21 protein-coding genes and 3 pseudogenes are annotated in these 22,803 nt (G+C 50.0%); 13 read left to right on the top strand and 11 right to left on the bottom strand.

Annotated elements, in window-relative coordinates:
• Positions 1–34 precede the first annotated feature (34 nt).
• The 7 genes from KMZ15_RS03490 (at position 35) to KMZ15_RS03460 (ending at position 7,296) form a co-directional block, all read left to right on the top strand.
• Positions 35–469, top strand: coding sequence for a hypothetical protein (locus KMZ15_RS03490; protein WP_223694234.1), 435 nt, complete (start codon positions 35–37; stop codon positions 467–469).
• Between the two features lie 39 nt (positions 470–508).
• Positions 509–2,413 (top strand): GspE/PulE family protein, encoded by a 1,905-nt coding sequence (locus tag KMZ15_RS03485; protein ID WP_223694231.1) that lies wholly within the window; start codon positions 509–511, stop codon positions 2,411–2,413.
• A complete protein-coding gene (locus KMZ15_RS03480) occupies positions 2,395–3,549 on the top strand; it encodes a hypothetical protein (RefSeq protein ID WP_223694229.1) in 1,155 nt (384 codons plus the stop codon). The genes KMZ15_RS03485 and KMZ15_RS03480 overlap by 19 nt, the downstream gene beginning before the upstream one ends.
• 74 nt (positions 3,550–3,623) lie before the next feature.
• Positions 3,624–4,205 carry a type 4 pilus major pilin gene (locus KMZ15_RS03475; protein ID WP_223694227.1) on the top strand — a complete coding sequence of 194 codons (582 nt, stop codon included), beginning with the start codon at positions 3,624–3,626 and terminating at the stop codon, positions 4,203–4,205.
• A gap of 23 nt (positions 4,206–4,228) precedes the next feature.
• Positions 4,229–5,449, top strand: coding sequence for a hypothetical protein (locus tag KMZ15_RS03470; protein ID WP_223694224.1), 1,221 nt, complete (start codon positions 4,229–4,231; stop codon positions 5,447–5,449).
• 68 nt (positions 5,450–5,517) lie between these two features.
• The gene (locus KMZ15_RS03465; protein ID WP_258134763.1) at positions 5,518–6,723 is read left to right on the top strand and encodes a conjugal transfer protein TraB; all 1,206 of its coding nucleotides are present in this window, start codon (positions 5,518–5,520) and stop codon (positions 6,721–6,723) included.
• 252 nt (positions 6,724–6,975) lie between these two features.
• Positions 6,976–7,296 carry a hypothetical protein gene (locus tag KMZ15_RS03460; protein WP_223694220.1) on the top strand — a complete coding sequence of 107 codons (321 nt, stop codon included), beginning with the start codon at positions 6,976–6,978 and terminating at the stop codon, positions 7,294–7,296.
• A gap of 426 nt (positions 7,297–7,722) precedes the next feature.
• Here the strand turns inward: KMZ15_RS03460 and KMZ15_RS03455 are convergent, their stop codons facing one another.
• From KMZ15_RS03455 to KMZ15_RS03440, 4 genes are all read right to left on the bottom strand, one after another.
• Positions 7,723–9,096: a 2-hydroxycarboxylate transporter family protein gene (locus KMZ15_RS03455; protein WP_223694218.1), complete on the bottom strand. Its 1,374-nt coding sequence runs from the start codon at positions 9,094–9,096 to the stop codon at positions 7,723–7,725.
• Between the two features lie 137 nt (positions 9,097–9,233).
• Complete coding sequence (locus KMZ15_RS03450; protein ID WP_223694216.1) at positions 9,234–10,250, bottom strand: PFL_4669 family integrating conjugative element protein; 1,017 nt, start codon at positions 10,248–10,250, stop codon at positions 9,234–9,236.
• The gene (locus tag KMZ15_RS03445; RefSeq protein WP_223694215.1) at positions 10,240–10,473 is read right to left on the bottom strand and encodes a hypothetical protein; all 234 of its coding nucleotides are present in this window, start codon (positions 10,471–10,473) and stop codon (positions 10,240–10,242) included. The genes KMZ15_RS03450 and KMZ15_RS03445 overlap by 11 nt, the downstream gene beginning before the upstream one ends.
• On the bottom strand, positions 10,473–11,195 hold the full coding sequence (locus KMZ15_RS03440; RefSeq protein WP_223694212.1) for a hypothetical protein: 723 nt from the start codon (positions 11,193–11,195) through the stop codon (positions 10,473–10,475). The genes KMZ15_RS03445 and KMZ15_RS03440 overlap by 1 nt, the downstream gene beginning before the upstream one ends.
• A gap of 327 nt (positions 11,196–11,522) precedes the next feature.
• Here KMZ15_RS03440 and KMZ15_RS03435 point away from each other — a divergent pair, with 327 nt between their 5' ends.
• Together KMZ15_RS03435 and KMZ15_RS03430 are read left to right on the top strand one after the other, a co-directional pair.
• Positions 11,523–12,017 (top strand): helix-turn-helix domain-containing protein, encoded by a 495-nt coding sequence (locus tag KMZ15_RS03435; protein ID WP_223694210.1) that lies wholly within the window; start codon positions 11,523–11,525, stop codon positions 12,015–12,017.
• Positions 12,018–12,034: 17 nt separating this feature from the next.
• Complete coding sequence (locus tag KMZ15_RS03430) at positions 12,035–12,679, top strand: MBL fold metallo-hydrolase (protein ID WP_223694208.1); 645 nt, start codon at positions 12,035–12,037, stop codon at positions 12,677–12,679.
• 130 nt (positions 12,680–12,809) lie between these two features.
• Here KMZ15_RS03430 and KMZ15_RS03425 read toward each other — a convergent pair whose 3' ends face one another.
• Together KMZ15_RS03425 and KMZ15_RS03420 are read right to left on the bottom strand one after the other, a co-directional pair.
• Positions 12,810–13,919: a J domain-containing protein gene (locus KMZ15_RS03425; protein WP_223694670.1), complete on the bottom strand. Its 1,110-nt coding sequence runs from the start codon at positions 13,917–13,919 to the stop codon at positions 12,810–12,812.
• A gap of 372 nt (positions 13,920–14,291) precedes the next feature.
• Entirely contained in the window at positions 14,292–14,450 is a 159-nt protein-coding gene (locus tag KMZ15_RS03420) for a hypothetical protein (protein WP_223694206.1), read from the bottom strand.
• Between the two features lie 513 nt (positions 14,451–14,963).
• Between KMZ15_RS03420 and KMZ15_RS03415 the strand changes: the two are divergent.
• The 3 genes and pseudogenes from KMZ15_RS03415 to KMZ15_RS03405 all read left to right on the top strand — a co-directional run.
• A pseudogene (locus KMZ15_RS03415) lies at positions 14,964–15,113 on the top strand (IS5/IS1182 family transposase); the annotation flags it as partial.
• A 50-nt stretch (positions 15,114–15,163) separates the two neighbouring features.
• Complete coding sequence (locus KMZ15_RS03410; RefSeq protein WP_223694204.1) at positions 15,164–16,021, top strand: L,D-transpeptidase; 858 nt, start codon at positions 15,164–15,166, stop codon at positions 16,019–16,021.
• 129 nt (positions 16,022–16,150) lie between these two features.
• A pseudogene (locus KMZ15_RS03405) lies at positions 16,151–16,426 on the top strand (IS982 family transposase); the annotation flags it as partial.
• Between the two features lie 194 nt (positions 16,427–16,620).
• Here the strand turns inward: KMZ15_RS03405 and KMZ15_RS03400 are convergent.
• The 3 genes from KMZ15_RS03400 to istA all read right to left on the bottom strand — a co-directional run bounded on the left by KMZ15_RS03400 (position 16,621) and on the right by istA (position 19,445).
• The gene (locus tag KMZ15_RS03400; protein WP_223694202.1) at positions 16,621–16,959 is read right to left on the bottom strand and encodes a hypothetical protein; all 339 of its coding nucleotides are present in this window, start codon (positions 16,957–16,959) and stop codon (positions 16,621–16,623) included.
• Positions 16,960–17,051: 92 nt separating this feature from the next.
• Positions 17,052–17,834, bottom strand: coding sequence for an IS21-like element helper ATPase IstB (gene istB, locus KMZ15_RS03395; RefSeq protein WP_223694200.1), 783 nt, complete (start codon positions 17,832–17,834; stop codon positions 17,052–17,054).
• 27 nt (positions 17,835–17,861) lie between these two features.
• Complete coding sequence (gene istA, locus KMZ15_RS03390; RefSeq protein ID WP_223694197.1) at positions 17,862–19,445, bottom strand: IS21 family transposase; 1,584 nt, start codon at positions 19,443–19,445, stop codon at positions 17,862–17,864.
• A gap of 214 nt (positions 19,446–19,659) precedes the next feature.
• On the opposite strand from istA, the pseudogene KMZ15_RS03385 reads away from it, so the two are divergent.
• Positions 19,660–20,250: pseudogene (locus tag KMZ15_RS03385) on the top strand (IS982 family transposase); the annotation flags it as partial.
• 110 nt (positions 20,251–20,360) lie between these two features.
• Here KMZ15_RS03385 and KMZ15_RS03380 read toward each other — a convergent pair.
• Both KMZ15_RS03380 and KMZ15_RS03375 read right to left on the bottom strand, forming a co-directional pair.
• On the bottom strand, positions 20,361–20,885 hold the full coding sequence (locus KMZ15_RS03380; RefSeq protein WP_223694195.1) for a transposase DNA-binding-containing protein: 525 nt from the start codon (positions 20,883–20,885) through the stop codon (positions 20,361–20,363).
• A 219-nt stretch (positions 20,886–21,104) separates the two neighbouring features.
• A complete protein-coding gene (locus KMZ15_RS03375) occupies positions 21,105–22,796 on the bottom strand; it encodes an IS66 family transposase (RefSeq protein ID WP_223691060.1) in 1,692 nt (563 codons plus the stop codon).
• Positions 22,797–22,803 lie beyond the last annotated feature (7 nt).

Genomic DNA, 22,803 nt, shown 5'->3' with positions numbered 1-22,803 from the left:
TAGCGCTCAAACAGTCCCTACAGTAGGCGAGCTCATGCAACTAGAAAGCCAGCTCAAACTACAAAAACTGAAAAATGAGCTGACTCAGACTAACCCCACACCTCCAGGGCAACTTAACAGTAGACTGATGATGACAAACATGCCACCGCTTGACTCGGCTCTTGCTAAATCCGCAGAACACCCTCGTTACATTGCCGCTTTTGGCATTGCCCCCGATTATCGCGGCTATCTCACTTGGGGGGAACAAATCTATCCTCTCTATCCCGGGGCAATAGTCCGTCACTCTAAAGTGATCGAACTCACCCCCCAAAACGTGAAATTGCGCCATCCAAACGGCCGGATTCGCTCAATTCCATTCGCTTTCGATACTCGCATTGCACGGCCTATCGCCACAGCGCCCTCAACGCCACCGGATCTCCCACCGTTGCCAGCAGCCATCAAACCATTGCGCCCTTCGGTCGAGCCTTAAACCAAGTCTCCACTAGCCCTTCATCAAAAGTAGCTGCCCATGCTCTCCAAATTGATCCCCAAACCGAATCGCTCTAACCAGCACAGCACCAGTGAAGCGCTGCGTTTTCGTCGCGCCAGCCGGACTGCCCCAGCCTCTCAAGCGAACTCTACTACCCCTCGGCTCACGCAAGCCAATACGGTGATCAACTTACCCAATGAGCTGCCCTATTTCGTGCGCACACTGTATGAAGAAATCTCTCTACAAGCCTCGCTACGAAACCAAATTTGCCCGATCCTGATTGAACCTGCAACAGAAAAAATGCAGCGTGGCCGTTTCGCTCTGATTATGCTTGATGCCATGCTGCGCTCAGATATCACCGAGGAGATTGTGCGGCAATTAAGCACCCGCTACGTCCCGGCCGAACCATTCTATTATGTTGCAGCGCCAACCTTAATGATTGAATTATGCCGCGCTCGTAGCGAGCCGCACGGCAACCTTCAGCTAGAGGGCAGCGCCGCAAAAAAGCCGGATGATAGTGCATTGTGGGCTCATTTTTTAACCGCAGCACGCTTTGCAATCGCTCACAGCGCTTCCGATATTCATCTGGAAATTCGGCGCACGCAAGAACGCTCGCCAATCGGTTTTCGGGTGGCTGGCCGCCTGGTCCGCCCCTCAGCCTTCCATATGTTCACAGCGCATTTGACCGATATGGCCGCAATTATCTATTCTCGCGGCAACTCAGTTTCCGAATCAATCTTTAACGAAAATTATGCCCAGCAATGCCAAGTACCAGCCACCATCGATAACCAGAAGATTCTGTTCCGCTTAGCCACCTTTCCACTGGTCAGCGGTACCGATGTGGTATTGCGTTTGCTGTTTCAAGACGACGCCCAAACCATTCGCTCGCTGGCAGACTTAGGTTATCTACCTGACCAAGTAGCACTGTGGCAACGCGCCATAGCCCGCTTAAGCGGCGCTACGATTGTCGCCGGCGTGGTCAATTCTGGCAAATCGACCACCATGCAAACCGTGCTAGCACGTATGCCGGTTTGGCATAAAAAGTTTTCCATTGAAGATCCTGTTGAGTATCTAATCCCGGGGGTTTCTCAAATCTCGATAGCCCGCTCGCTCAGCGAGCAAGGCCATCACAGCGACCCGTTTCTGACCATCAAACGGCAGCTCAAACGCGGCGATTTAGACGTCTGCTTTATCGGTGAGGTTCGAGACCGGCAGAGCGCTGCTTTGTTGCGCGACATTGCCGAATCCGGCCATCGTGCTTTCACCACACTGCATACTCCTTCTGCCATTGGCATTGTAGATCGTCTCTCCGATCACGAGCTCGGCATCCCACGCGAAGTACTCGCGACACCTGGCTTTCTCAATCTACTGATCTACCAAACCCTGCTGCCCACACTCTGCCAGCATTGCAAAATACCTCTGGCTGAACTGATGCGTCCCGCAAACGCTCGAACGCATCACTTGGCCCAGCTCGCCGACCTGTTTCCAGACTCAGACCTGTTTACCCTAGCCGAAGGGCTGACTGCCTATCTTGCACGCATTGTCCGCTGCTTTAAAATCGAACGCTTCGATCACCCTCAAATGCCTGGTCTTTTTTGCCGTAACCCAAATGGCTGTGGGCACTGCCAGCGCGCAGGGCTACCTGAGTTAAATGGCTTACATCATCGAACGGTGGTCGCTGAAATGTTCGAGTTAGACCGATCGATGCTCCAATTAATCCGCGCCCATAAAAATCTAGAACTGCACCAATATCTTTACAACTTGCATAAAGCCCCGCTCGACGCGGCGTCGACTAGCGGTAAATCTGTCCTGGAAATTGCTCTTTATAAAGCCTTGCAAGGTGAGATCGATTTACTTGATATCGAAGCAAAATTCGGCTCATTTCTACACTATGAACAACAGTTAAAGCTGCATAGGAGCACGCGATGCATTCGCCACCCCTGACCAAACTGCAGCAACTATGGCAAGTCATGAGTAGCAGATACAGGCCCAGTTTCAAGCGGCGCTTGCGCTGGGCCCAGCGGCGCTTCTACCAAAAACGCGCTGAATTCTATATTGATCTTGCGAGTCAAATCGAAGCACAGCCAGGGCAAACACTTGCCATATTTTTACAAAAATATGCCCTACGTTACCCAGGCGAACCTGTCGGCATTGTTTGCGCTCACTGGCTCATGCGCTTCGAAGAAACGGCCCGCTTCTCGCGAGCCGTCACCCATACGCTTCCTCCCGAAGAGGTTACCGTGCTTGCCGTTGCTGAAGAATCAGGTGATCTTAAAATAGGGCTACGCACCTTAGCGACCAATATCGATGCCCTTGAAACCACCAAGCATTTATTCCTTTTAATCAATGCCAGCGCGCTCGTCGGCCTAGCCATTTTGCATATTTTTTTAGGCCTAATTGGCTATTGGATCGTGCCAAAAATCGAATCTGCGATGAACCTCGATAGCAACCTTTATGGACCCATTGCGCAAACCTATCATATATTTGCCACCGCAATCCGCATGGTTGGCCCATGTTGGCTGGCCCTACTCATGGCCGCCTTGATATGGGGCTCTTGGTCAATCAAAAACTATACCGGGCATTGGCGAGCATGGCTTGACCAACACGTCATCTTTTACAGCGTGCACCGAGATTTTGCCGGTGCGCTTTTCCTAGCGACAATCGCTTCCATCACCCAGAAAATTGGCGCACGTGCAATCAGCATCCACGAAGCCTTGTTACGCATTAAACCCCACGCGTCCCCTTGGCTTGCTGCGCACATTGAGCGGATTTTGCTCAATTTTGAAGAAATGCCCAATGCGGGCGGAGAAGCATTTGCCACCGGCATTCTTCAGCGGGAATTCCAGTATCGCCTGCAAGACATTAGCGAATACCAGAAACTTGATAGCGCGCTCCTAAGCGTCGCCCAATATATTCTGCGCGAAACACCAAACCGGATTCAACGAACCGCTACGCTGATCCGCTATAGCCTCTCATTCTCAACCGTAGCGATCATGATGGGCCTGTATTTTGGACTACTTGGGATGATTAACGAATTCCAAGCATCTGCCGCCATGCAAAACATCATCCTGAGCCCCTAGGCGGCCGCAGATTGGCTTCTGGTTAGCAGCAAAATCTACCCCCTTATTTCACTCACCCGATTTGGCAGACCACGATGAAGAAAAATCCGCTACAACAATCCAGCACATTGGTAAGCACTGTGCACAATGCTCACACCCCTAAAGATCGCCGTCAGCGCGGCTCTGTCATGGCTGAATATGGCTTAATGCTCTTGCTGGTCTCCTTTGGGCTAGTCGGCACACTGGTTTATTTTTCCACCAATAGCCATGTCACACACGCCAACACACTGGCGATGGATCTCAACACTCTAATTGGTACAGTACGTACCGCGTATTCCGGCAATTACGGGGCAATTAGCAATACCGCCTTGCATCAAGGCGGTTTTTTCCGCTCTATGCCGTCACTCAAAGATAATCACGGCACGGTAACCGTCTCACCAGGCAATGGCGTACTGATTGTGACCCCTGGCCAAATCAACACAGCCAGCGACGCCGTTCAATACCAAATCACTAACCTACCCGATATAGCCTGTTTACCGCTTGCCACGATCCTGGCGCGCAGCGCTGCACGACTCACGATCAATGCCAGCGAAGTTAAAGCGCCTGGCGGCCAACCCGACCCCTCTCAGATCCGCTGTTCAGGTGACGCGAACACACTCACCCTGGTGTTTGGCTAACAGTACTCACTCCGAGAAGCCCCATGAAAACCTTCACTAACATCGACTATTTAACCCATCTGCGCTGGCCCCCTTATCACCAGCACGCTGGGCTATCGCCAAAGCACGCTGGACGATCACCCAATCTCGGCTGGCGCAGAAAATGCCAACGTGGTTTTATCACCATCGATATAGCATTAGCCATGACACTTTCGACAATTAGCATGGTTGCTGCGGTCTACAAAGTACACACTGAGATTGCGCAGATTTTTGCAAAATCGACCGGGCAGTATCTCTACACCTTACAAACTGGCGTCAATAAATATGTGCAAACTCACTATGACACGCTCTCCAATGGCGAAGCGATTACGCGTATAGAAAATTCGCTTGAGCCAACCGTCGCCGAATTGCGCGCACTCAAATTCCTGCTCCCCACATTTGCCGATACCAGCCCACTTGGACTCTCTTTTGCCACCCGACTCAAGCCAGAAAACTGTCCAGGCCTAGCCTGTTCAATCACGGGACTGATTTATTCTAAACAAACTTATCGTGATCAAGAAGGCACACTGCGCATCGATTTGTTATCTCAGGCCAGATTGGCTGCGGGTGCAGATGCCGCCCTCTCCACCGCGGCCAATGGCGGCCAACTGGTTGGCCTGGATAACAAATGGTGGCAAGCTAACCCGCTAGGCGACGTAGCCGGCACGCTTGCCGCACGAGTAGGCGCCGTGACAGGTAATTTAACTTGGCAACTGCAACAGCTTTACAAGCTAGATGGCTCACGCCCATTAACCGGCTCAATGAACGCCGGTGGACAAGATATCCTCCATGCCAAAACCATGGCGACAGAATGGATGGCGGCAAATCACGCCATGGTTCAAAAAAAACTCACCACTCACAATTTACAATTAACCCGCTTGGCGCAAGCAGGTGTGAGTTGCGATGAAGGACATGGCGCGATTGCCATCGATAGCTCTGGTTTTCTGTTGACCTGTCAAGCCGGTATTTGGCGCTCATCCAGCGCACAAAGTTTCACTGGCTGGCAGTCTCTGGCAGCGTCCGGATGCGTGCAGCAAAACGGCTTGTTACTCGCCACCTCACACTTTAATACGCATATGGTGGGCTACACCTCTGGCATTTTGCGCTTTGAAGACTATAAACGCGACAAATATGGGCAGGGCAAAAACAGTGCATTGATGCCAATCATGCAAGGGGAATGCTTCGAAATCCACGGCGCAGAAAGAGTCTGGTTTATGGGCATGTGAAGCGTTCGCACCTGCTCAGCTGCCTGCTTGTGAGCCCTCTTCCAAAGCCAACCCATGCGCCAAACCGCATGCAGCTGCCTAGCTTAATTTATTACAGCCTTGCCGGCACAGCCATTGCCCTTATAGCCTGGTTTCCTGGCCACTGGCTAGTCAGTTTAGCGCTCCTACCCTGGCTCTGGTGCAAAGCACATACACACTGGCAAGCGACGGCACTTTGGCTGGCCTATTACCTGACTGGGGCACGCGATATTCTGCTGATATGCGCACGCTTTTTCAGCGGCCACGATGAGCTATCTGCCGGCTTGGGCTATATGCTAGGCATCGGTTTTTGGTTAGCGCAAGCTGTCTTACTTGCAATACCCTGGTCTCTATTACACCCCACGTCCAAAACACCTGCAGCAAAAACCATCATCCGGGTATTCATCGCCCTCTTCTGCACCAATCTGCCACCGCTTGGCATCATTGGCTGGCTGTCTCCGCTGCATATCAGCAGCGCACTCTTTCCAGCTTGGGGAGGTTTAGGTTTACTCCTTGGCATCGGGACACTTTGCCTTGCAGCTGTACGCCCCGGCAACCGTAAAACGATATGGCTTACCTTATGCTTAGCTGGCCTGGCTCTAACCGCACATAAAAATGAAACTCGCCCGGCCATACCCGCCGGCTGGCTAGCACTTGATTTACAACTTGGCCGGCTTGATCAAAGCACGCTACCTGCATTATTTAAGCGCACCGAGCAAGTGCAAAGCGCGCTCTCACAAGCACTCGCCCAACCTGCCACCACAGTGGTTGTATTACCAGAAGAAATTATAGGACTCTGGCGGCCAGCTTTGGCTTTTTGGTGGCAAGGACAGATACGCCAAGCGGCGCGTCAGGGTCAAACTTTTTTACTTGGCGCCGATCTCCTTAAGCAGGAAATTCCGCTACGTTACACCAATAGCGTATTGGCATTTGGCCACTACCCGGCTCGCTTAGATAGCCGTATGCCGATGCCAGCCGGCCTCTGGCGCCCAGGCAGCGCAATCAGCGCAGTAGCCGGAAAACTCAGACAACCTTACCTCAAACTTGGCGGCCTTCAAGCCGCGCTTTCGATCTGCTATGAAGATTTTTTATGGTGGCCGCATTGGCGCCTATTCTTCGCGCCACCGGAGATCCTCATTAGCGTGGCAAACCAATGGTTTAACAGCGATTTGCCCGTAGCCGAGATGCAACAACAAAGCATCCATTCCCTGGCTCGACTGGTTAGGGTTCCAATCGTGCGCTCGACTAATCGCTGATCACCCCCCTACTAATTGGCTAATTATTCATTCTAAGGCGTGGATTGACTTGCATTGTCACTCCAATCGTATAAGATAAAACAAACCTCATTAGCACAGGTCAGTGCTAATGAAATGTTCGCGGTTTGGCTCTGTTCATTTTTGAATGGCCGCGGGTCTCTCTGACTTAGAGCTTTTAACCCTAATGGGGAACTTATCCTTCCCCTGATAGGGTGCATGGTGAGTTCCTTTTTTTATTTGAGGAGAACCATCATGAATCAAATGACTCAGTTCGATGAAGCCCAAGTATCTGAATATCAAATCACCGGTATTCACTACTTAGCTTCTACATACAAAAAACCGCTCAAAGTAAGCCAATTTGGCCAATCCACCCAGCCCTTTTTAACCTGGTTTTTTTCAGTTGTTCGTGGCAAAGCCAAAGGTATTCGTTGGTTGAGTCTGGACTGGATATCCCCAAAACGTTTACTCCAACTAAGATGGGTTAAGATTGTGAGCAGCGACGCTCAGCCACGCTTGCTTGATGAAGCATTGGTTGAAATAGATGACATCATCGACCCCTTAGATCAATATTAACTACATTATTTTTAAGCAAAACGCTTAAGCTCTGAAAATCCTGTCATATCGGCGGGATTTTCTTTTATGCGCTAAAGCTTTTTCACGAAAAAATTGACCACTTAATATAACGCCCAAACTTTTGGGTCTAGCTGTACGACTCGCTCATTTTAATAGACCCAGACATAGACGCCTGCAAGAAAGCATGGCAATATACCAACTAGCTCGGGATGTTCGAGCGTTTGCGTATATCGCTTGATAAATACGCACTGATACCCGATTCGGCTGCCGGAAGGTCGGGTGAAAAAAGCAGTGTACTTCACCCTCACCTCCAGGTTGCTGCAAACGTGGCGCTTCCAAGCCTGGGGGCTGAGCTACTCGTCGCAGCCCGAACGGCTGCGATTACTCTTATCTTGACGCGGAAGCTGCAATTTTCCCCGCTAAAAATCACCCTACTCGGGCCAACAAAATAAGCGCCAAAATCACCGTTAACGCCCCGCCAATACGCGTCGCCAATTGCGCAAACGGCATTAACCGCATGCTGTTAGCCGCCGTGAGAATCGCCATATCGCCAATCCCGCCCATACCGCTATGACAGGCATTGATCACCGCACTTTCGACCGGATGCAAACCAACCCAACGCCCAACCGCAAAGCCCACTGTTGTTAATGTCAACACAGTCGCAATAATCGTGACGCAATTCGCCAGCGTAAAAGCGGCTAACAGCCCCTCCCATGGCGTCAGCGTCAAGCCAATGCCAAACAATAACGGATACGCCACGGCGCTACAGAAAAAATGATGCATCATCTGCGCACCATATTCCAATTTAGGCGAGACAGTGCGCGTCAATTTAACCAGCACCGCCAGGCACAGCATCACGATCGGCGCCGGCCATGCCGTGCATTGATGCACCAATAGTCCAATCATATAGAAACCCAATGCGACCATGCCGGCCCCTGCTAACGGCTCCATTGTCATCGGCGGCAGATTATTTTCTCGAGCTGGGGCGCTCATCAATAACCCACAACCTTCTCCGCGATAGCACGGATAACGCTTACCAAACTGATGATATAAAGCGGCACAGATAATCGCCGTCAAATTACCCAGCACCACTGATGGTACGACCTGTGCAAAGAGCTGAGGTTGCGGCAACTGTAAAATTGCCGCATAGCCGAATGTCAGCGGAATCGCCCCCTCACCGAGGCCGCCGGCCATAATTGGAATCACTAAATAGAAAAAAGTATCATATGCGCTACGGCCAAACGCTAGACCCGTCAAAGTACCGACTAACGCTGCGGCAATCGAGCCTGCCGCCAATGGGATAAAAATTTTAGCGCAACCTTGAATCAACACCTGTCGATCCATACTCAGCAAGCTGCCAACAACAATGGCAGCGGTAAACAGGTAAAGAATCTGAGTTGCATGCCAAAACTCGCCAATCGAGCGAACTAAATCAGCGGGTATCCACTGATAATGTACTAAGCATGAGGGCAATAAGAGCGTCACAAGCACCGGCCCGCCAATGCACCTTAAGCCAGGCAGACGTGCGCCCAACTCTGAGCAGGTAAAACCAAGCACGGCAAGCGTGGCAAACATCACGGAAATTTCGCCAGGCAGCGTACCCCAAATTAAAAAAGCGCCTAAGCAAGCAAAAATGGCGCAATACAGAGGCAGTGGCACAATGCCGATACGAAACTGTAGCAGCTGCCGCCACCTAGCTGACCAAGCGCGTGACCGTAACGCATAAAAATAGCTTTTAGAGACCGGCAAACCTTTGTATAAAACAACTTTTGTCCGCCCGCGAAATAGCTTAGAACGCATTAGATATGCACGACACCTATGCGCCCAATGCATTTTGGATTGAGATTCCATAAACGCTCCCTTTTACGCCAATCATTACAGTTGAAAGGAGTGCAGGCAGCTTCTCTTTTTGATAACGACAGGCCGTATTATTTTATTTATATCGATTCAAGCAAACGGTATTCCGCTTCGCTTAAATTGAGATGCCGCTTAGTATGGCGAGGTTGTTTCAGGCCCATAAAAATATCTTTAGGAACCGCACCAAATAGTTTTTTGATGGCGTTCACACGCGCTTTCGCCAACGCCTGGGCTGTTGGCAAAAAATCAAGCCGCGTCAGCTGAATCAGAGCATCCTGCGTTAAATATTTTTGCCAATACACAGCGCGCTCAAAGATGCTGCGACATTTATGCTTGACTGCTTGCAACGCTTGATGGCCTTCGTGCGATGAAATCAAATCCCGATACTGCGCAGATTTGACAATCCGAGCATAGCCGTCGACTTCAACCAACAGTAACGCAATCATAAAACCGTATGGAGAAGCAAAACCAAGGCGAACCTTAGCAGGCTCCCGAGCTTGTAAGATCGAATAAGAAAGCCCTTTTTGCTTCAATCCGTCAAGTTTGCCTAGCATGCGCTTTTGTTCTGCGCTAATGAGCTTACGCACTTCGGCAATACGGTTCGAAACTTCAATCAAAGCCCAGTCGGCATAAGGATTATCATTACCTGATAACGACCAAAGGGCGCGCAACGCAGCGGCCACGCGCTTGCCCCCGGCGCTCGGAGAGCCTGATTCTCCAGGCCGAATTGCCAAACCGAGGAAAAGCCGCATCGCATGCACCGTATGCAACTCCATCGTATCTTCCACTTGAGCAGCAAGCTGCCCCAACGATTTAATTTTGCGCGCATCGCTAATGGGTACAAGTGCATCTGCACTTTGCCGCGCAGCATACGTTGCCTGCATGTGTTTCAGGCTTTGTTCGCGCTCACAAAAAAGCTCATAACGGGCAAAAAACGGATCGGCCGGATCAGGCATATCCGATTGTAGTAAGTGCCACACAATTTTACGCTCGGCCTCCAGATCATAATGGTCTGGAAAAGGCGAATCCGCCGAAGTCGCAAACGCATTAAGAGCAGAGCTCCACCGCCTGGGCCGTAATGGTACTTTAGTGACCATCACGATACTCCGTACGCGCCTGATGAGCCGCTGAACAACGCACTCTCCATTGAATAAACTCAACCATTAGCAGCACAAGCCACGCAACAATCTTAAGATAATAGGCAAACCATACAAGATAGAAAAAATACAGTCCATCCGAACGCATCCAAAAACGATTGAATTGCCGCTCAAAGTCGCCCATTTCGCTCAGTAATATATCTGTACGAGGCTTCCAGCTCATCACTTTCTCATTTTCACATTCAACGCAGCAAATAACGTGGTCAACGTGAACTGCGGAAATTCGCCATGGAGCGCAATGTAACGCTCGCGATTGTCTTGACGCTCTTGGCAAATTTTTTGCCAGATGCGGTAAATTTGATGAATTTGTTGCAACGGCAGATTAACCGCTTTAGCCGGCGGCACGACTGCCAACGCTTTGCGTAATCGGCCCACCTGTGCGCGCGTCACTTGGGGGAAGATACTTCTGAGCAACGCTAGGCTAGCTTGCGCTCGTACAAAATACTGGAGCGCCGCGTCCTCCCACTCCATCGACTCAATATGCTCGCACCGAAAATTCAATGTATGAGCATGAATTAACACGCGCACCGAATTCATTGCCAACAGTCGATTCATCAAGCCTTCAATATCCGGATCGCGCAAGATCTGCAAAGTAGCGCTGGAGAGCCCTTCCAGCTTGGCATGAGCTCTAATAGAGGTGATTAATTCAAGTAACGCAGACCGGCGCAGATCGTTTGAATTCAATTCAATCAACCGATCATCCAGGCGGCAACCTTGCGCCAAGCAGGGCAATGTATTTTTGGGTTGAATATTTTTATTTTCAGTTGAATTATCAGCGCTTACATTACCCTCTGACAATTGACTGACAGGATTTTGGGCATTCACGCATGAGGCAAGCTTGGCTTTAATGTCCTTAGCACTAAATTTACGCGCGAGCTGGCTCATACGCATTCCTGCCCGCAAAAAGCCTGCTGCACTGCGATTATTGGGTTATAAAATAGATGATAAGGCAAGAGGTCACATAAACTCCCTAGCCCGCTCCTGATCAAAACCGGTGAGCTAATCGTCGACATCGGCGCTTCCCTTGATTCGCTATAAATGGTTTAACACACTGACCTCCCGCACTATCGCCCCTCTTGGGAAATCCAACTCTTTCCTTTTTCACTTTATTTTCAGTGACTTAGGTTAAAAAATGGTTAAAGCAATCACTCTAAAACCATCTTTATGTATCAATATATGCCAGTTATTTTTGTTTAACAAGAAAAATTTGCAGTGACGCTACTTTTTCTGGCAGGTACATTGTATGACATGGACATACATGCACGAATCAAACAAAAGCGCCTAGAAAAAAAGTTTTCGCTAGAAGAGCTTGCCCAGAAAGTAGGAGTTAAAAGTTGGCAAGCCGTTCAGCATTGGGAACGGGCAGAAAATAAAGGCGGTACAGCGCCGCATAGAACCCGGCTGCCGGCTGTCGCTGAAGCGCTAGGGGTATCGCCAGAATGGCTGCAATTTGGGGACGAAGCTATTTCTGCCCGAAAACGGGCCAAGAAAGACAAACCACTCTTAGCGTTTGAACAAAAATTAATTAGTCATCATGAAAATCTAACGCTTACCGTACGTCAGTTGATCCAAAAATTGATCGATGCGGATAAAGTGGGAGCCTTGCCAAATAACGTAGTGGCCGCACTTGATAGCGTTTTAGGCGTATATCTGGAACTGCGTCAAGCATTTCAGAATAAAAAATCGCAAAAAACCAGCGCGCCCTAACCAACCTGTGCTTTGCCATGAAAACTAAAATCATCCCCGTCACGCCTTTTAAGCAAAACTGCACTCTACTCATCTGTGAGGCGAGCAATCGCGCAGCAGCAGTAGACCCTGGTGGAGATTTAGAGCGTATCGAGGAGCAAATCGATAAAGAAGGCGCCACTTTAGAGAAAGTGTTTCTAACGCATGGCCATCTTGATCATTGCGGCGGCGCACAAGCACTGGCGCGCAAATATCATGTCCCCATTGAGGGGCCTCAGAAAGAAGAACGTTTTTGGCTAGATTTATTGCCAGAGCAAAGCGTACGCTTTGGCTTTCCAGCCGCCAGCGTATTTGAACCTGACCGCTGGCTAGAAAACGAAGATCGTGTGTATTTCGGGGAAGAAATGCTAGAGGTCTATCATTGCCCAGGCCACACACCGGGGCATATTATCTTTTTTAGCCGAGCGCATCGCTTGGCCATGGTAGGCGATGTATTGTTTGCTCACTCCATCGGCCGCACCGATTTTCCTCGCGGCAATCATGCCGAGTTGATTCATTCTATTCGGAGCCGCTTATGGCCTCTTGGAGACGATGTGACTTTTATTCCTGGGCATGGCCGCACCTCTACTTTTGGGCAAGAGCGCAAAACCAATCCACACGTTGCAGATAGGTTCATTTCATAAGCCTAACGCTTGAATTAAGGTATTAGGCAAGTGATAGGCATATTCTAAGGCAGAGGGCCCAGCAGGGATCGGCACTTATAGCGTCCCTCCCAGACCTGACTTGCTCTGACTCGCCAACCCGGCCGCCCCTCTATACGAATGATATAGATCTAGCCGACGCGAGCTTGAAGGTCTTAAGCCAGCGCTTCAAATTCTTGATGTCTTCGAACGCAACAAGATCACGCTCAAGAACTCGGATGTTTTGCCGGAAATTTTTGATTTCAATAGCAAGATTTCGTAAAGCAATATCTGGAGACAGTTCCTCAAAAGACCTTATTCCATAAGTATGCCGAAATGTGGCTTCGACATGCAGGATTTCTTGATCCAGTTCGCGAACTTGCTCTTTCAAGACCCTGTTGTAGTGTTTCAGCCGGTTTTCGCTGATGCCGTTGATCGAATGCTGATCAATATGCTCCAGTTCCAGTTGCAACTCCAACAACTGTAATAGGTTGTTCTTGGTATAAGCGGCATTGACGCGTTGCATCAGCTTGGTTTTCCGATCACGTTCTTGCGGATCAGCTTCGCGATCGGGGTGCAGGGCACTGGCTAGTTTGCGATAGACCTCACGGATCGAAAGGCTAATCTGCGCCTGCTCTTCGTGTGCGCGAGCTTCTGCCGCAAGTTGTTTGGGTGATTTTTTTCTTGCCGCCCGGCGTGCTTCCCGCGCTGTAGCCTCGGCTTCTGCTTGCACTTGTTGTTGCTCGATATGCGCTTGAGCGTGTTGCAATAAATCTTCAGGGGAGCTTATGTCCTCATCGCCTAGATCGACACCGAGCATCGCCTCCAACATCGACTTCATATCGTCGACTTCGGTGGCAGTTTCGCTGTCGTAGTCAATCGGGTTGTATTTGTTGTAAATGGTTTTCAAACTCTCCTCTTCGTCGATCAGATCACGCGCCCAATCGACAATGACGGCTGCGGTCTTACGACGTTCTGCTTGGGTGAGCCCCTTTTGGCCATAAGCCCGATCGAGGCAATGTACCATCTGGATTTGCAAAGCGGTCGAGGCCTGTTCAAGAGGCAAGAGATCGTTGACGTATTGTTGTTGGAATGCGGATGCCACGGTTTCCCAAGCGCCAAGCCGCTTGCGTCGCTTATCAATCTGTTTGATCAGAGAGTTGAACGCTTTTTGTTCTTTCGACAGTGCAAGGTTGTTTTGATCAGATGAAATACTGACAGACCAATTGTTTGTTCTGGTCATAGGTTGATTTTTTACTGAAAGCAGGAGAAAAATAATAATTGTACATATTTTAACTTGAGATACAAGTTTTAGCCTCATTTTTCAGCGGCTGCATCACGGGCTGCATATTCCCGCCGAAGTATTGATTGAAAGCCCTGCTGCCCCCGAATGTGGTTCGGCAAAACTAGAAGCCCCTAAAAGAGATAAGGGTTTCGGGCTATACCTTTCTATTGATTACGGAGCGGATTCTCGGCTAACCCTTTGATTTTTGTATATTTAACGGAACCTGCTAAGCCGTTGGCCACAGCTTCGGGCCTGCGTGGCTTGCCCTATCCTATGAGGCATACAACTACGTAGCCTCATAGCATTTTTTCTCTAGTGAGAGAGCACATTTCAGGGCAAATTTCGCCGCATCGGAGCCTTGCGCCAGCTTAAATTTCTTTCTTTTCTTAAATATTCATTGGCTCGCTTCAAAGCAATCTTGCCACGGTCAAAAGTATTGCCCAACGGCTTCCCAAGCTCAGTAGATTTCGAAACGATTCTTGAAAACATATTACCTCCTTACTTCTTTAATACTCCCTTCTTTAATACTCCCTTATTACTCTTTCACTATAGAATATTTTTTTAAATCTATTGCTCTAATCTCCGCTATCACGGTGAACTGGTGCCGACGGCCTCCTAATATCGCTACAATGATTCTCACCCAAACACCCCCATTCGCGTCGCACTACGCACCACATTGTGGGAAGGGGCATAAATGTGGGGGAAATGATGTCGGCGCGAATAACGTTAACATCACACAATGTTCGTTGATCGTCTACGCGATCCAAAAGCGGACTGGTGCCGGGGACCGGCACCCAATAACCATTAAAAATAATAGAATTTCTGTAATTTGGCGTAAAAATGGCGTAATTCATACTAAAATTTCCTTCCAAAATGATACAAGAATTTCTATCGTGACGTGAAGCGTTGAACCAGTTGTCTGAAGTTGGGAGAGCGACTCACAGATGAGGCTCCCTTGCCTATCTCTTATTTAAAGGGAAGAGTATGAACAAAGTAGAACAAGATGAAGCCATCGGGAAGAATTATGCGGGCCGCACCACCAAAATCCATTTGGCAGTCTATTCTATTGGAAAACCAATTGAATTTAGTATTACAGGTGGCCAGATTAATGACTGCACGGCGGCACCTGATCTGATCGGCACGTTACCGAAATGAGAGTTTGGTTGCTATGGCTTGCGCTTTCTTATGGTTGCCTATGTGCAATGTCAACTCGTCCTAACGAGAGTGAGGAGTGCAAGCGCGGCAATGCGATCGGTGTACACCCTAAACTCAAGGCGAACGAACCCTATTATCACTATGCCCAGGAAGCGGATCGTATCACCGACGAAATTATGCGCTCAGATGCGATTGATGGAGCATTCCGTTTGAGCTCTATCCATGCAGTTACTCCGCCAATTACCAGAGTGCAGCGGCCAGGGGCGGAAGATATGGATGTCCAATCAGAAGAAGATGAAAAGAAAGGCCCATGGAAAAGCGGAAAGCGAGACTGTGGAGAAGGCTGCAAGCGCCCTAATCGAGAAAATATTGACTTCCCCAATACGCATGTCAGCCGTATCACGATAAATCTCAGCACGGCGAAAATGTCGCTGACATGGAATAACCCGCGCAACTTGCTTTTACCTACCCGCACCTACAAAATTTCTGCGGGAGCTGGTCGCTGTTGCAATGACTGCGATGACGAGACTGTCAATAATACCGTAGATACATTATGCACTCCCAGGGGTAAATTCATTGTGCACGGTAAGGCTGCTGTGCTAAATGATTATAGCTGGGCTAAGAATCCGATCTATTTCGGCGGCAGAAACATTGCTATACATTCTGGTCCCCTACCAGATTATCCAGCATCACACGGTTGTATACGTACTGAGGAAGAGGGATCAGCGATTGCCCACGACAACTCACTATATTCTGCTAAATATGCTGCTAATCCTGCACTCGAGCTAGAGGAGCGCCGTACTCAAGTTATCGTAGAGGGTAATTGGAAAAGCTCGCACTGCTACCTCCAGGGGAAAAAGGAGGAACTGCCCGTGCTCAGGAAGGAAATATGCGAGCTAAAATAACCTGAATTCGGGATAAGGAAATGCAGAGGTAAGGGAAGAAATTTTTCTAGAAAATGAAGCGGGCACTGAGTATTTCGAAGAGAATATAAGTTTTGCGAACAGAAACCTCTAAGAAAAAACGGAGCGCCCGTGGATAATCTTACAGAACTTTATTGCTTGATGGATGATTTTTGCAAAGAATTTGAGCCGGAGCTCAACAAAAAGTTGTTATCTAGCGGAAAACGCAAACGCTTGCGTGCTACAAGCCTATCTTTAGCAGAACTGATGACGCTAGTCGTGCTTTTTCATCAAATTTGCTATCGGCAATTCAAGTCATTCTACAGCAATCATGTTTGCCAGCATCTGCGTGAAGCCTTTCCGAATCTGCCTTCGTATAATCGCTGTATTGAACTGCTACCACGCTGTAACCTTGCTTTGGGTGCGTATTTCAGCGATCGTGACCGCCTGTTTCAGATTTATCGTGACCGATAAATTGAGGCAAGTGAAGGTGTTGAGATTGTACATAAATCGGTCACGATGAGTGTCAAATTCGAATTAAAAAATCTACTTTTGTGCTCAATCACAGACCTCATAGTTTGCTTTTTAACATCAAGAATGCGTTACGCAGTAACGGAGATAGGTTGAGAGTCAGAATTGAGTGAGGGTGTAAAAAGCTCTGATTTGAGGCGCAGTCGTCCGCCGTAATAGTCACGCACACGACTTTTTGCGATATCGTAGTCTGCCTCCTCTCGGATGATTCTGGCGGTTATATCTATCTCAGCCTGAAGCAGCAGCTTCTCAATGATCATTCGTTGCGTTACGCCGTAACATTTAGCCAATAGCTCGAGCGTCCATTTAGAATCAGGCTCGATAATGATGTTTAGCCGCTTGGCTAGGCCCTCACGGAGGTGGCGATCTCGATATGTTCGTTGACGTTGAGCATTGTTATTGACTGTCATTTTTTGACCCTAGTATGTTACGCAGTAGTAATAAGAATAAATTTAGGCGCACAGAAACGGTCGCCCTAAAGAGGATGCGATTAGCGCCATGGCTAAGGTGAAGGCTGTAGGTCAGATCGTTGTGACTGTGCCGCGTACTCGGTACGAACTTCCTGTTTGCGCAACGATTCACCTTTGAGTTTAAGCTTATGGCTTTGATGCACAATGCGATCGAGGATGGCATCGGCGAGAGTCGGATCGTTCAAATATTCATGCCAATGCTCTATCGGTAGCTGACTGGTAATCAGGGTTGAGCGCGAGGCGACCCGGTCATCAATAATTTCTAACAGATCGGCGCGTTGGTCTTGAGTGAGTTGATGTAAGCCCCAATCGTCCAATATGAGCAAATCGGTTTTAGCGATAGCTTGCAGTTTGCGAGTGAAACTACCGTCGCCATGAGCAATACGCAGCTCTTCAAATAACCGGGGTATGCGCACATACAGCACCGAGAAGCCACAGCGACAAGCCTGCTGCCCCAATGCACAAGCCAGCCAGGTCTTGCCGACGCCAGTGGGACCGGTGAGTAGGATGCTTTGTGCGCGCCGGATCCAATCACAGGATGCGAAGCTGGCGATTTGCCGCTTGTCCAAGCCTCGCCCAGTACGGTAGTCGATATCCTCCAAGCAAGCTGAGGACACTTTCAGGCGTGCTTGCTTTAGTAAGCGTGCGATGCGACGGTTGTCACGGTGCGAGCATTCGCGGTCAACCAACATGCCGAAACGTTCTTCAAACGATAGATCATCGGTAGCGCGTTGATCAAACTGCTCGCTCAATGCGATGGCCATGCCATCGAGCTTGAGAGTCTTAAGTTGGTTGAGGGTGTACTGATTCAACATAGATTTCCTTTTAGGTGAGTGATGAGATTAGTGGTAGTACCCCGGTCCACGCACGTTGTCATGCGTGGTGAAGCGAAGTTCGGTTTGGGCGGCGGGTGTCGCCGGTGGGGATGGCTCGATACGGTCCAGGCCTGATTTCAGGATATTGGAGACGCTTTTATAGGTCATTGCATCTAAGGCGGCGGCGCGTGTACACGCCGCTTCCAAGCGCTCTTTGCCGAAGGTGCGCAACAAATGCATCAAGCCTAAACAGGAGCGATAGCCCATTTCAGGATGAGGCTTAGATTCCAGCAGATGTTGCACGATTTGGTGTGTGGCCTCTCCGATCGATTCGCCCCAATTTAATAATCGTCCGGGTGACCATTGCCGGTGAGCTTGGTGTGATTTGGGCATGTGCTCGACCAAGGTCGTGTGATGGCCGTTCACGCAGGGTATTAGGTGACTTGCTACGTTGGGGTGGGAGGCCGCCCTCTTGCCTTGATGGAAGCATTCAATGGTGCCAACCGTGATGCGCACCTCAACCTCACGCCCCACCCATTGGTGAGGCACGCTGTAATAATGACGATCGACGTCGATGTGGTAATCAATTGACACCCGCGCCTTCTTCCAACGCGCCAGTTCAAACGGTTGTGCTGGCAGTGGCCGCAGCGCTGGACGGTCAATGGTCTCGAACGCTTGGATGCGATTGCCAGGCAATTTCTTGAATGGCCGGGCGTTGAGGTCGATCAGCAGAGTCGCGATAGCGCGGTTCAATTCAGACAAGCTGAAGAAACGCAGGTTACGCAAGCGTGCGAGAATCCAGCGTTCAGCGATTTGCACACCGACTTCCACTTTGCCTTTGTCCTGCGGCTTATAAGGCCGTGCAGGCAGTACTGCGCAGCTGTAATGGGCAGCGAACTCAGCATACAGACGCCCCACCTGAGGTTCATACCGATCAGGGTTAGCAATTAAGGCGCGAGCATTGTCACAAACGATGACTTCGGGGCTGCCCCCGATATAGGCGAGCGCCTGGGTGTGCGCCTCGATCCAGTCTGCCGAGGTCTGGCCAGCAGTCGCTATCGCAAATGTATAGTTAGAAGCGCCTAGTACCGCTACAAACAGTTGGGCTTGACGGGTTTCACCGGTATGCGGGTTGGCCACGGCAATGGTCTGGCCAGCATAGTCGACAAACAACTTCTCGCCCGCTCGATGAATCTGGCGCATCGAGCGCTTGAGTGTCTTGGCCCAGGCGCGGTAATGTACGCACACGCTTGTGTAGCTATAGGGCCGACCAGGACATTGCGCGCAATACTCCTCCCACAGCAACTGCAGCGTGACGCCTTTGCGTTTGAGTTCTTGATGGAGCCAGGCATAATCCGGTGGCATGAACTGAGACGCGCGCACCACAGGTGTCTCAGATTTGGGCTTCAGTCTGGATGACAGTGCCGTTTCGTCTAGCGTTTGCGCCTCTTCCCAGGCTAAACCCGCTTGGCTAGCAAGCTTAATGTACTTGGCGACAACGCCTTTAGAGAGCGACAGGGCCCTGGAAATGGCTTCAAGCGATAAGCAGCACTCAGACCGCAATCGTAATATTTCTTTGATTTTGCGCATGGTAATTCGTCGACTTGGCATCGCATACCTAAAAAGCGCATCACGATACCGGGTTGTTCAAATTACCTTCACTTGCCTACAGACTTATCAAATCGCCGATCATTTCTAGCTTTCCGATTTCAAAAATTTTACCCAAAATCGGTCACGACAATTCTGTAATCAGCGGTCACGATAAATCTATAATGACCGGTCACGGTGCTGAAATAGGCGGTCACGATGGTCTGAAATACGCACTTTGGCCGCTCTGTTTGAAACCCTCAAAGGGCAATGTTCAGGGATTTCTATTGCAGACTCTACGCCTATTGCAGTGTGCGACAATCTGCGTATTAGTCGCCACCGTGTATTTGACGGCATGGCAGCGCGTGGTAAGAGTTCCACAGGATGGTTCTTTGGCTTCAAGCTGCATGCAATCATTAATCACCAGGGTGAACTGCTGAGTATTCGACTCACGCCGGGTAATGTCGATGATCGTAAGCCTTTGCCTGAACTAGCGCACTCACTGTTCGGCACACTTTATGCGGATAAAGGATATCTTTCAAAAAAACTCTCGCAGACCTTAAAAGAATTCGGCATTGATCTGATTACCAAGGTTCGACGCAATATGAAGCGCGTTACCTTGTCTGCTTTCGATCAAGCTTTATTGTGCCGCCGTTCAATTATCGAAACCGTCTTTGATGAACTGAAAAATCTTTGCCAGATTGAGCATACTCGACATCGCTCTCCTATTAATTTTGCCGTCAACTTACTCAGCGGCATCATCGCTTACTGCCTTATGCCAAATAAGCCTAAACTCCCTTTGGGACCTTGCCAGAATGCGTTGGCTTAACCCGAATTGAGGTTAAAATAGAAAGGCGGAGGATGCAAGTTCTCGAGCCACCGATAACTTTATTTCTCTTCGATCGGAACGCGCGTTGGATTAATTTTGCGCTTAAGTGCTCAGCCTCCTTTAAATTTCTTGCGCGTCCAAAATTTGATTGCCGCCAGCCCCAGTGGGACGCCTTGCGTGGTCACGACCAGACTTGAATGCATCAAAATTCCACAAGCCGTGTGCATTAGGCATCGTCCTGTTTTGTCCTTGCGCCCAGCAATCTTGTGCGTTAAGCCAATCGACTCAGGCCGCTCACGTTTGTATGAAAATTCCGTTGTATCTTGCAATATCAACATGGGACCTTTCGATACACCAAACCGCTTTCGGGTCGCTTCAAAATGTCCGCTCAGGATTTCTTGCTCGCTCACCTTGGGATTGCTAAAAAATCGATAGGCTGCTTTTGTGCTGCACCAGTCCTGAACGGCCGTGGGTATACTCTGCCCCATGGAGGACCATAAGCGTTCCAGCACAAGCTTAAATCTCTTGCCAAGGCGTTCATCACGGAACCTGCTCTGGCAAATTTCTTCTTCAGGCCATGCATGCGCTTGACACGTTACTCCCGATCTATCTTCAGCTCGCTCTTTCTTTAACATCGCTATGCCTCATCTTCTGTTCGAGCAGCGACGTTAACAGAACTGGATTCTTGTTAAGTAAGCACTCCACGATCCCCAGACTTGGCGCTTGGGAGAGAAGAAGGCATACTGAATTCCTCTAGATAAAACAGAAGCGATGGAGCAGAGTTAAGGATGGGAGCGGAATTTTGTCCAGAGCAGCATGTGGGAGTAGCCAAATTAGATAGGGATAAGGGACCGCTAACTGATATTGGTCAGGGGGTTAAAATTCCATGGCAACAGCGCCTCGACATCCTCGACAGTCTTTGCTGCTGGCAACTCATGCAGGACATAGCGCAGCCAGAGATAGGGTTCCAGGCCATTGGCCTTGGCCGTTTCGACCAGCGAATAGATGACGGCACTAGCATGGGCACCCGCTGTCGTATTACTGAACAGCCAGGCCTTGCGACCTACCACGAACGGGCGGATCGCATTCTCACAGCGGTTGTTATCGATCGGCAGATCGCCGCGCTCGGTATAGCGCTTGAGCATGCTCCAGTTATCGTGCATATACTTCAGTGCTCCACCAAGAGCGCTTTTCGGCGTAACGCCAGGCCGCAACTTTTCCATCCAAGCGTACAGTTTATCCAGGATCGGTATGCTCAGCTTCTTGCGCGCCTTCAGGCGTGCTTCGTCGTCGGCGTCTTTATGATCACGTTCGATGCGGTATAACTGTCTTATCATCTTGATAGCCTCGTCGGCATGCCCACTCTTGCCTTTGGGCTGAACATTGACCGCCTCGATGTAGCGCCGTCTCACGTGTGCCCAGCACATGAGATGCTCGATGCCCTCGATCTCAGTTAATTTGTTATATGCATCATATCCGTCGGTCATCAGATAACCGCGATAGTCGTGCAATAAGCGCACGGGCACCTCCCTGCCACGGCTAGGATCATAGTCGTAAATGACAACCGGTTTGCCTGGCGGTCCGCCGGTTTGTACCCACATATACGAATTGGAGGTAGGCGTTTTGTTCGGCTCTTTAAGCACTTGCACCACCGTTTCATCGATATGCAGCACAGAGCTCTCAAGCAAGGTGTCGCGTATCAGATTGTGCAAGGGCTGCAACACAGAACCACAGCTGATTACCCAGCGCGCCAATGTCTGGGTGGGCACGGACATGCCGTGGCGATCCAGTACCTTGGCGAAACGGGTGAGAGGCAAGCCATCGACGAACTTAACCGTCAACAGCATGGCCAGGAAGTTGGCGCTCGCGTTACTCTTAGGCAGAGGCTGCGGCGGCAATGGTGCTGTGACTGGAGCATGAACACTGCTGGGGCAGCCATAGCGCATACGAATGTGGCGTAGTACACGTATCTGCATGGGCACGATGTCGAGTTGCTCGCTCACATCCTGTCCGATGACCACCATCGGTGTCCCACAGGCACAGGTGCGTTCGGCTTCGGGAACATCGTACACGATCTCAACTCGTTTCAACTCTGCTGGTAATGGGCTCCGCTTGCCGCGCGCAGGTTTCTCTTGGCCTTCCGACTTGGGGGCCAGTGGTGCGATATCCTCTACCTCGGTTGTGGCTTCGGCCAATACTTCCGCTTCATCGAACAAACGGCCCTGGCCACTCATCTGCTCTGAACTCGGGCCAAACTGGCGCCGCCGCGCCAGTATAATTTGTTCGATCAGGCGCCTAATCTCATCGCGTGCTTGGCTGATCTCATTGTGTGCTTGGCTAATCTCGTTGTGTGCCTGACTGATCTCGTCGCGTGCCTGACTGATCACATTGCGTGCTGCCATCTGGGACGCCTCATACGCTTGCTGTTGCGTATGCAACAGCGCTGTGAGCGCAGCCACATCGGTTGACAAAACGGCCGGTAGCGTGACCTCTGGCAGAGCGAAGTCTATGGGTAAAATGAATTCTTTTTCGGCACTTTCAAACATGCCATAT

It is taken from the genome of Mycoavidus sp. HKI, assembly GCF_020023735.2.
GTDB lineage: Bacteria > Pseudomonadota > Gammaproteobacteria > Burkholderiales > Burkholderiaceae > Mycoavidus.
This window is presented reverse-complemented; position numbering and strand designations above follow the sequence as displayed.

What these genes read in the sequence shown, in the direction of transcription:
- KMZ15_RS03490 (WP_223694234.1), top strand. Translation starts at nt 35, where the DNA reads ATGCAACTAGAAAGCCAGCTCAAACTACAAAAACTGAAAAATGAGCTG.
- KMZ15_RS03485 (WP_223694231.1), top strand. Translation starts at nt 509, where the DNA reads ATGCTCTCCAAATTGATCCCCAAACCGAATCGCTCTAACCAGCACAGC.
- KMZ15_RS03480 (WP_223694229.1), top strand. Translation starts at nt 2,395, where the DNA reads ATGCATTCGCCACCCCTGACCAAACTGCAGCAACTATGGCAAGTCATG.
- KMZ15_RS03475 (WP_223694227.1), top strand. Translation starts at nt 3,624, where the DNA reads ATGAAGAAAAATCCGCTACAACAATCCAGCACATTGGTAAGCACTGTG.
- KMZ15_RS03470 (WP_223694224.1), top strand. Translation starts at nt 4,229, where the DNA reads ATGAAAACCTTCACTAACATCGACTATTTAACCCATCTGCGCTGGCCC.
- KMZ15_RS03465 (WP_258134763.1), top strand. Translation starts at nt 5,518, where the DNA reads ATGCAGCTGCCTAGCTTAATTTATTACAGCCTTGCCGGCACAGCCATT.
- KMZ15_RS03460 (WP_223694220.1), top strand. Translation starts at nt 6,976, where the DNA reads ATGAATCAAATGACTCAGTTCGATGAAGCCCAAGTATCTGAATATCAA.
- KMZ15_RS03455 (WP_223694218.1), bottom strand. Translation starts at nt 9,096, where the DNA reads ATGCGTTCTAAGCTATTTCGCGGGCGGACAAAAGTTGTTTTATACAAA.
- KMZ15_RS03450 (WP_223694216.1), bottom strand. Translation starts at nt 10,250, where the DNA reads ATGGTCACTAAAGTACCATTACGGCCCAGGCGGTGGAGCTCTGCTCTT.
- KMZ15_RS03445 (WP_223694215.1), bottom strand. Translation starts at nt 10,473, where the DNA reads ATGAGCTGGAAGCCTCGTACAGATATATTACTGAGCGAAATGGGCGAC.
- KMZ15_RS03440 (WP_223694212.1), bottom strand. Translation starts at nt 11,195, where the DNA reads ATGAGCCAGCTCGCGCGTAAATTTAGTGCTAAGGACATTAAAGCCAAG.
- KMZ15_RS03430 (WP_223694208.1), top strand. Translation starts at nt 12,035, where the DNA reads ATGAAAACTAAAATCATCCCCGTCACGCCTTTTAAGCAAAACTGCACT.
- KMZ15_RS03425 (WP_223694670.1), bottom strand. Translation starts at nt 13,919, where the DNA reads ATGACCAGAACAAACAATTGGTCTGTCAGTATTTCATCTGATCAAAAC.
- KMZ15_RS03420 (WP_223694206.1), bottom strand. Translation starts at nt 14,450, where the DNA reads ATGTTTTCAAGAATCGTTTCGAAATCTACTGAGCTTGGGAAGCCGTTG.
- KMZ15_RS03410 (WP_223694204.1), top strand. Translation starts at nt 15,164, where the DNA reads ATGTCAACTCGTCCTAACGAGAGTGAGGAGTGCAAGCGCGGCAATGCG.
- KMZ15_RS03400 (WP_223694202.1), bottom strand. Translation starts at nt 16,959, where the DNA reads ATGACAGTCAATAACAATGCTCAACGTCAACGAACATATCGAGATCGC.
- istB (WP_223694200.1), bottom strand. Translation starts at nt 17,834, where the DNA reads ATGTTGAATCAGTACACCCTCAACCAACTTAAGACTCTCAAGCTCGAT.
- istA (WP_223694197.1), bottom strand. Translation starts at nt 19,445, where the DNA reads ATGCCAAGTCGACGAATTACCATGCGCAAAATCAAAGAAATATTACGA.
- KMZ15_RS03380 (WP_223694195.1), bottom strand. Translation starts at nt 20,885, where the DNA reads ATGTTAAAGAAAGAGCGAGCTGAAGATAGATCGGGAGTAACGTGTCAA.
- KMZ15_RS03375 (WP_223691060.1), bottom strand. Translation starts at nt 22,796, where the DNA reads ATGTTTGAAAGTGCCGAAAAAGAATTCATTTTACCCATAGACTTCGCT.